Source organism: Streptomyces sp. W16, from assembly GCF_033194735.1.
Taxonomy (GTDB): domain Bacteria; phylum Actinomycetota; class Actinomycetes; order Streptomycetales; family Streptomycetaceae; genus Streptomyces.
Window position 1 is genome coordinate 1 of the sequence record NZ_JAWOAI010000603.1, and the last position, 5331, is coordinate 5331.

General features: G+C 71.9%; 4 protein-coding genes and 1 pseudogene. 2 read left to right on the plus strand and 3 right to left on the minus strand.

Going from position 1 to position 5331, the window contains the following annotated elements:
• The coding region (locus R6V09_RS44975; protein WP_317887259.1) for a DUF4349 domain-containing protein at positions 1-883 on the minus strand (883 nt) is incomplete at its 3' end.
• Between the two features lie 172 nt (positions 884-1055).
• Between R6V09_RS44975 and hemG the strand changes: the two genes are divergently transcribed.
• Together hemG and hemQ are read left to right on the plus strand one after the other, a co-directional pair.
• On the plus strand, positions 1056-2486 hold the full coding sequence (hemG, locus tag R6V09_RS44980) for a protoporphyrinogen oxidase (RefSeq protein ID WP_317887260.1): 1431 nt from the start codon (positions 1056-1058) through the stop codon (positions 2484-2486).
• 4 nt (positions 2487-2490) lie between these two features.
• On the plus strand, positions 2491-3222 hold the full coding sequence (gene hemQ / locus R6V09_RS44985) for a hydrogen peroxide-dependent heme synthase (RefSeq protein WP_317887261.1): 732 nt from the start codon (positions 2491-2493) through the stop codon (positions 3220-3222).
• A 57-nt stretch (positions 3223-3279) separates the two neighbouring features.
• On the opposite strand, the gene R6V09_RS44990 is transcribed toward hemQ, so the two are convergent.
• Both R6V09_RS44990 and R6V09_RS44995 read right to left on the minus strand, forming a co-directional pair.
• Complete coding sequence (locus R6V09_RS44990) at positions 3280-4860, minus strand: alpha/beta hydrolase (protein ID WP_317887262.1); 1581 nt, start codon at positions 4858-4860, stop codon at positions 3280-3282.
• Between the two features lie 134 nt (positions 4861-4994).
• Positions 4995-5331, minus strand: a pseudogene (locus R6V09_RS44995) (TIGR04222 domain-containing membrane protein); the annotation flags it as partial.

A 5331-nucleotide genomic window follows, 5' to 3' on the forward strand; every position in this document is an offset into this window, starting at 1 on the left:
CGGTCGCGGCCCGACGCGGCCGTACGAGACGCAGCCACACGAAGAGCGCCAGCGCCGCCACGGCCGCGAACGGCAGCACCGCGCCGAGCGCCAGGGCGACCCAGCGCAGCATCGTCACGAAGACGTGCCAGCCGCCCGCAACGGCGTCCACGAAGCCGGGGTCGTTGTCCTTCGCGGCGGCCTTCGCGACCGGGGTCTGCGACAGGGACAGCGTGATGGTGGCCAGGCTGGTGCGGTCCTTCAGAGAGGACTGTTGGGCGAGCAGCGCCTCCAGGTCGGACTCGCGGGTGCTCAACTCGCCCTCCAGCTCCACCACATCGCTCAACTTGGTGGCCCGGTCCATCAGTTCACGCACGCGTGCCACGCTGGCCCGCTGCGAGGTGATGCGGCTCTCCACGTCCACGACCTGGTCGGTGACGTCCTGCGCCTTCGCGGTCCGGTCGAGCAGCTTGCCCGCGCCCTCCAGGTCGGCGAGGACCTCGTCGTACTTGTCGGTGGGCACCCGCAGGACGACCCGGGTGCGTTCGTGGCCCTGCCCGTCGCGGGTGGTCGTCTCGTTGCCGACGAACCCACCCGCGATCTCGGTGGTGGTACGGGCCTCGTCGAGGGCCTTCGGTACGTCCTTGACCCGCACGGAGAGGGATGCCGTACGGATGATGCTGCTCGCGGTGAGCTTGGGCACGGACTTGCTGGTCCTGGCGTTGCCGCTGCCCGAGGCGCCCTCCTGCTGAGCGGTGCCCGGAGCCACGGCCTTGGCGTCCCCGCCGGCGTCGCTGGCGGAGGTGTCGTTCGCGCCGCCGCTGCACCCGGTCAGCGCGAGGGCCGAGGCCAGCAGGAGTCCGGCCAGGGCTTGGCCAGGGCGTATGGAGTGGTGTGCGCGCATGTGGCGGTACCCCCGAGGATCGTCGTGACGACTGACGCAACTTCGACGCCGGGACGGGGCGGGACGTTGGCGGGAAACGGTCCCGATGCGGTCACGGTCGGGACTCGCACCGGACACCGGCCGGACGACGGGCCGGAGTCGGACTGTCAGTGGGGTCTGAGAGGCTGGGTGCATGCGCGAAGTGGAGACTCGTACGGGTACAGGGCATGTCGTCGTCATCGGTGCCGGGATCGGCGGGCTGGCCGCCGCACACCGGCTGCTGGACAGAGGCGTGCGCGTGACCGTCGTCGAGGCGTCGGACCGGGTCGGCGGCAAGCTGCTGCCCGGCGAGATCGCCGGCGCCCGCGTGGACCTCGGTGCCGAGTCGATGCTGGCCCGCCGCCCCGAGGCCGTCGCGCTGGCCCGCGAGGTGGGCCTCACCGACCGCCTCCAGGCGCCCGCCACCGCCACCGCTTCGCTCTGGACCCGGGGTGCCCTGCGCCCGATGCCCAAGGGTCACGTCATGGGCGTCCCCGGTACCGCCGCCGCCCTCTCCGGGGTCCTCTCGGAGGAGGGCCTGCACCGCATCGAGCGCGACGCCGACCTGCCGCGCACGGAGGTCGGCGAGGACGTGGCGGTCGGGGAGTACGTGGCGGCGCGCCTCGGCCGCGAGGTCGTCGACCGCCTGGTCGAGCCCCTTCTGGGCGGTGTCTACGCGGGCGACGCGTACCGCATCTCGATGCGCTCCGCGGTCCCGCAGCTCTTCGAGGCCGCGAAGAGCCACGACTCCCTCACCGAGGCCGTCCGGGGCATCCAGGAGCGCGCCGCCGCCGCACAGCAGACCGGCCCGGTCTTCATGGGCATCGAGGGCGGAGTGGGCCAACTGCCGCTCGCCGTCGCGGAGTCGGTCCGCGCGCGGGGCGCCGAGATCCTCACCGGGACACCTGTGACGGAGCTGCGCCGGAGCGGCGCGGCGGGCTGGCGGGTCGTCGCCGGAGACCGGGTGCTGGACGCCGACGGGGTGATCGTCGCCGTACCCGCGCCGGTCGCCGCCCAGTTGCTGCGGGCCGAAGTGCCCGGCGCCGCCGCCGAGTTGGGGGCCGTCGAGTACGCCTCGATGGCCCTGGTCACCCTCGCCTACCGCCGCGCAGGCACCGAACTCCCCGAGGGCAGCGGCTTCCTCGTCCCGCCGGTCGACGGCCGCACCATCAAGGCGTCCACCTTCGCCTCCCAGAAGTGGGGCTGGATCGCCGACGAGAACCCGGACGTGCTGGTCCTGCGCACCTCGGTGGGCCGGTACGGCGAGACGGCGGTCCTGGAGCGCGAGGACGCCGAGCTGGTCGACGTCTCACGGCACGACTTGCGCGAGGCCACCGGCCTGGACGCCACGCCCCTCGACACCCGCGTCACCCGCTGGACCGACGGCCTGCCCCAGTACCCGGTCGGCCACCACGCGCGCGTGGCCCGTATCCGCGAACACGTCGCCAAGCTGCCCGGCCTCGCCGTGTGCGGCGCGGCCTACGACGGCGTCGGCATCCCGGCCACCATCGCGAGCGCGTACGCGGCCGTCGAGCGGCTGACCGGCGCCCCGGTGCCGAGCGCGTCCGGCGGAGCGGGAGAATAGCCCCATGAGCGACGACGCCCCCACCACCGAGCCCGGCCGTATCCCGAACAAGGGCAAGCTGGCCAAGGACCTCAACGAGGCCATCCGCTACACGCTGTGGTCCGTCTTCAAGCTGAAGGACGTGCTGCCCGAGGACCGCGCCGGATACGCCGACGAGGTCCAGGAGCTGTTCGACCAGCTCGCCGCGAAGGACGTGACGGTGCGCGGCACGTACGACGTGTCCGGCCTGCGTGCCGACGCCGACCTCATGATCTGGTGGCACGCCGAGACCGCCGACCAGCTCCAGGAGGCGTACAACCTCTTCCGCCGCACCAAGCTGGGCCGCGCCCTGGAGCCGGTCTGGTCGAACATGGCGCTGCACCGCCCCGCCGAGTTCAACCGCTCGCACATCCCGGCCTTCCTGGCCGACGAGACGCCGCGCAACTACATCAGCGTGTACCCGTTCGTGCGCTCCTACGACTGGTACCTGCTGCCCGACGAGGACCGCCGCCGCATGCTCGCCGACCACGGCAAGATGGCCCGCGGCTACGCGGACGTCCGCGCCAACACGGTCGCTTCCTTCTCCCTCGGCGACTACGAATGGCTCCTGGCCTTCGAGGCCGACGAGCTCTACCGCATCGTCGACCTCATGCGCCACCTGCGCGCGTCGGAGGCCCGCATGCACGTCCGCGAGGAGGTCCCCTTCTACACGGGCCGCCGCAAGGACATCGGCGACTTGGTAGCAGGCCTGGCGTAGTTTTTTGTCCTTTAGGGGCGCGGGGAACTGCGCGACCAGCCCCCACCGGCCCGCAGACTAATCACGGCCTGGTCGCGCAGCCTTCGGCTCAGCATGCGGCGCACAAGCAGCATGCCGCTCAGGCAGCCGCCCCTCCAACAAGTAAGCGTCCAGATACCCGTTGACACACTTGTTGGCCCCACCCGCGATCCCATGCGTCCCGGCATCCCGCTCGGTCACCAACACCGAGTCGGACAGGCGCCGTTGCAACTCAAGCGCCCCGTCGTACGGCGTAGCCGCATCCCGCTCGGCAGCCATGATCAGCACCGGCGGGAGTTCACCCGGGCCCGTCCGCACATCAAGGGCCTGCTGACGCGGCTCGGGCCAGTACGCGCACGGCAGGTTCATCCACACGTTGTCCCAGGTCTCGAACGGCGCCACGCGCGCGAGCCGGGTGTTGTCCCGGTCCCAGACGCTCCACTCGCTCGGCCAGGGCGCGTCGTTGCACTCGACGGCCGTGTACACCGCGTTGCCGTTCTCCGCCTCGACGGCCGCCCCCGGCGTCGGCCCGGCCTGCTGCACCAGCAGCTTGGGCCTGCCCTTCAAGTAGGCCGACAGCGCCGCCGCGGTGTGCGGCCAGTAGTCGTCGTAGTACCCGGCCGACAGGATCGAGCCCTGCAACTGCGCGGGCCCCACCTTGCCGCCCGCCGGTTTCTCGGCGAGCCGCGCCTGCGCCTTCTCGTAGCTGCGCAGCACCTTCGCGGCCGTGTCGCCGAGCCCGTACACGTCGTCGTGCTTGGCGATCCACTCCCGGAAGTCCGCCCAGCGGCTCTCGAACGCGGCCGACTGGTCGAGGTTGTTGCGGTACCAGACCTGCTCCGGGTCGGGGTTCACCGCCGAGTCGAAAACCATTCGCCGTACGTGCGAGGGGAACAGCGTCGCGTACAGCGCCCCGAAGTACGTCCCGTAGGACGCGCCCATGAACGTCAGCTTGTCCTCGCCGAGGGCGGCGCGCAGGACGTCCAGGTCGCGGGCGTTGTTGAGGGAGTTGTAGAACCGCAGCTTGCTGCCGGAGCGCTTGGCGCAGCCGCGCGCGTAGGCCTTGGCCTCGGCGACGCGCTCCTTCTTGTACGACTCCGAGGGGTAAGTCGGCGACTGCGAGGGCGCCTTGAAGAAGTGCTTGGGGTCCTCGCAGGACAGCGGTGCCGACTTGTCGACCCCGCGCGGGGCGTAGCCGACGAGGTCGTAGGCCGACGCGATGCGCTTCCACTCGGGGAGCATGCCGATCAGCGGGAAGTAGAGGCCGGAGGCACCGGGGCCGCCCGGGTTGTAGACCAGGGAGCCCTGGCTGGGCACTCTGCGCTTGCTGTTGTGCGGGTCCTTGTGGGTGGCCCGGGCGCGGCCGACGGTCAGTTTGATCTGCTTGCCGTCGGGGTGCGCGTAGTCGAGCGGGACGGAGACCGTGCCGCACTCCATGGTGCCGGGCATGTCCTGCGCGTCCGGGCACTTCCCGAAGTCGATGCCCTTGGCCCGGGCGTGCGCGGCGGCAAGCGCGGTGCCGGCCGACTCGACGGCGCCCGGGGCACCGGTGGCCGGGGCGGCGGCGAGGGTGGTCAGGAGCAAGGACCCGGCGGCCGAGTACAGGGCGGCGGCTCGCATGGTGGCGTATCCCTTCGGAGCACGGCAGCAACAAAAGGGATGTTTCGTTCGGTTGTCGGCGAAGGCAAGCACCGTCGGGCCGGTGTCGGCCCCAATGACCCCTGTGCGCCCCCTGGCGCGCTCTCACGCCGAGGTCAGCGCCGCCACTCGTCGAACTGCTCGCGGTACTGCTCGCGGTGCGCGAAGGCCGCGCGCAGATCCGGTTCGCCGACCGCGCGGATGCCGCGCACGGCGACGGAGGTGAGATACGTACGGTCGTCGGCGCCGCCGCCCGCGTGCCGGGCCAGCGTGCCGAGCAGCTGCTGACCGGCCGGGGAGGCCCAGTGCGAGTACGGGTGCACCTCGACCCGCGCGATGGCCAGACAGCTCAGCGTCAGGGCGAGCGGCAGCGCGAACCAGAGCGCGACCAGCCCCCGCGGCATCTCGGCCCCCGGCGTCAGCAGCGCGGTCGTGCCCAGCACCAGTACGACG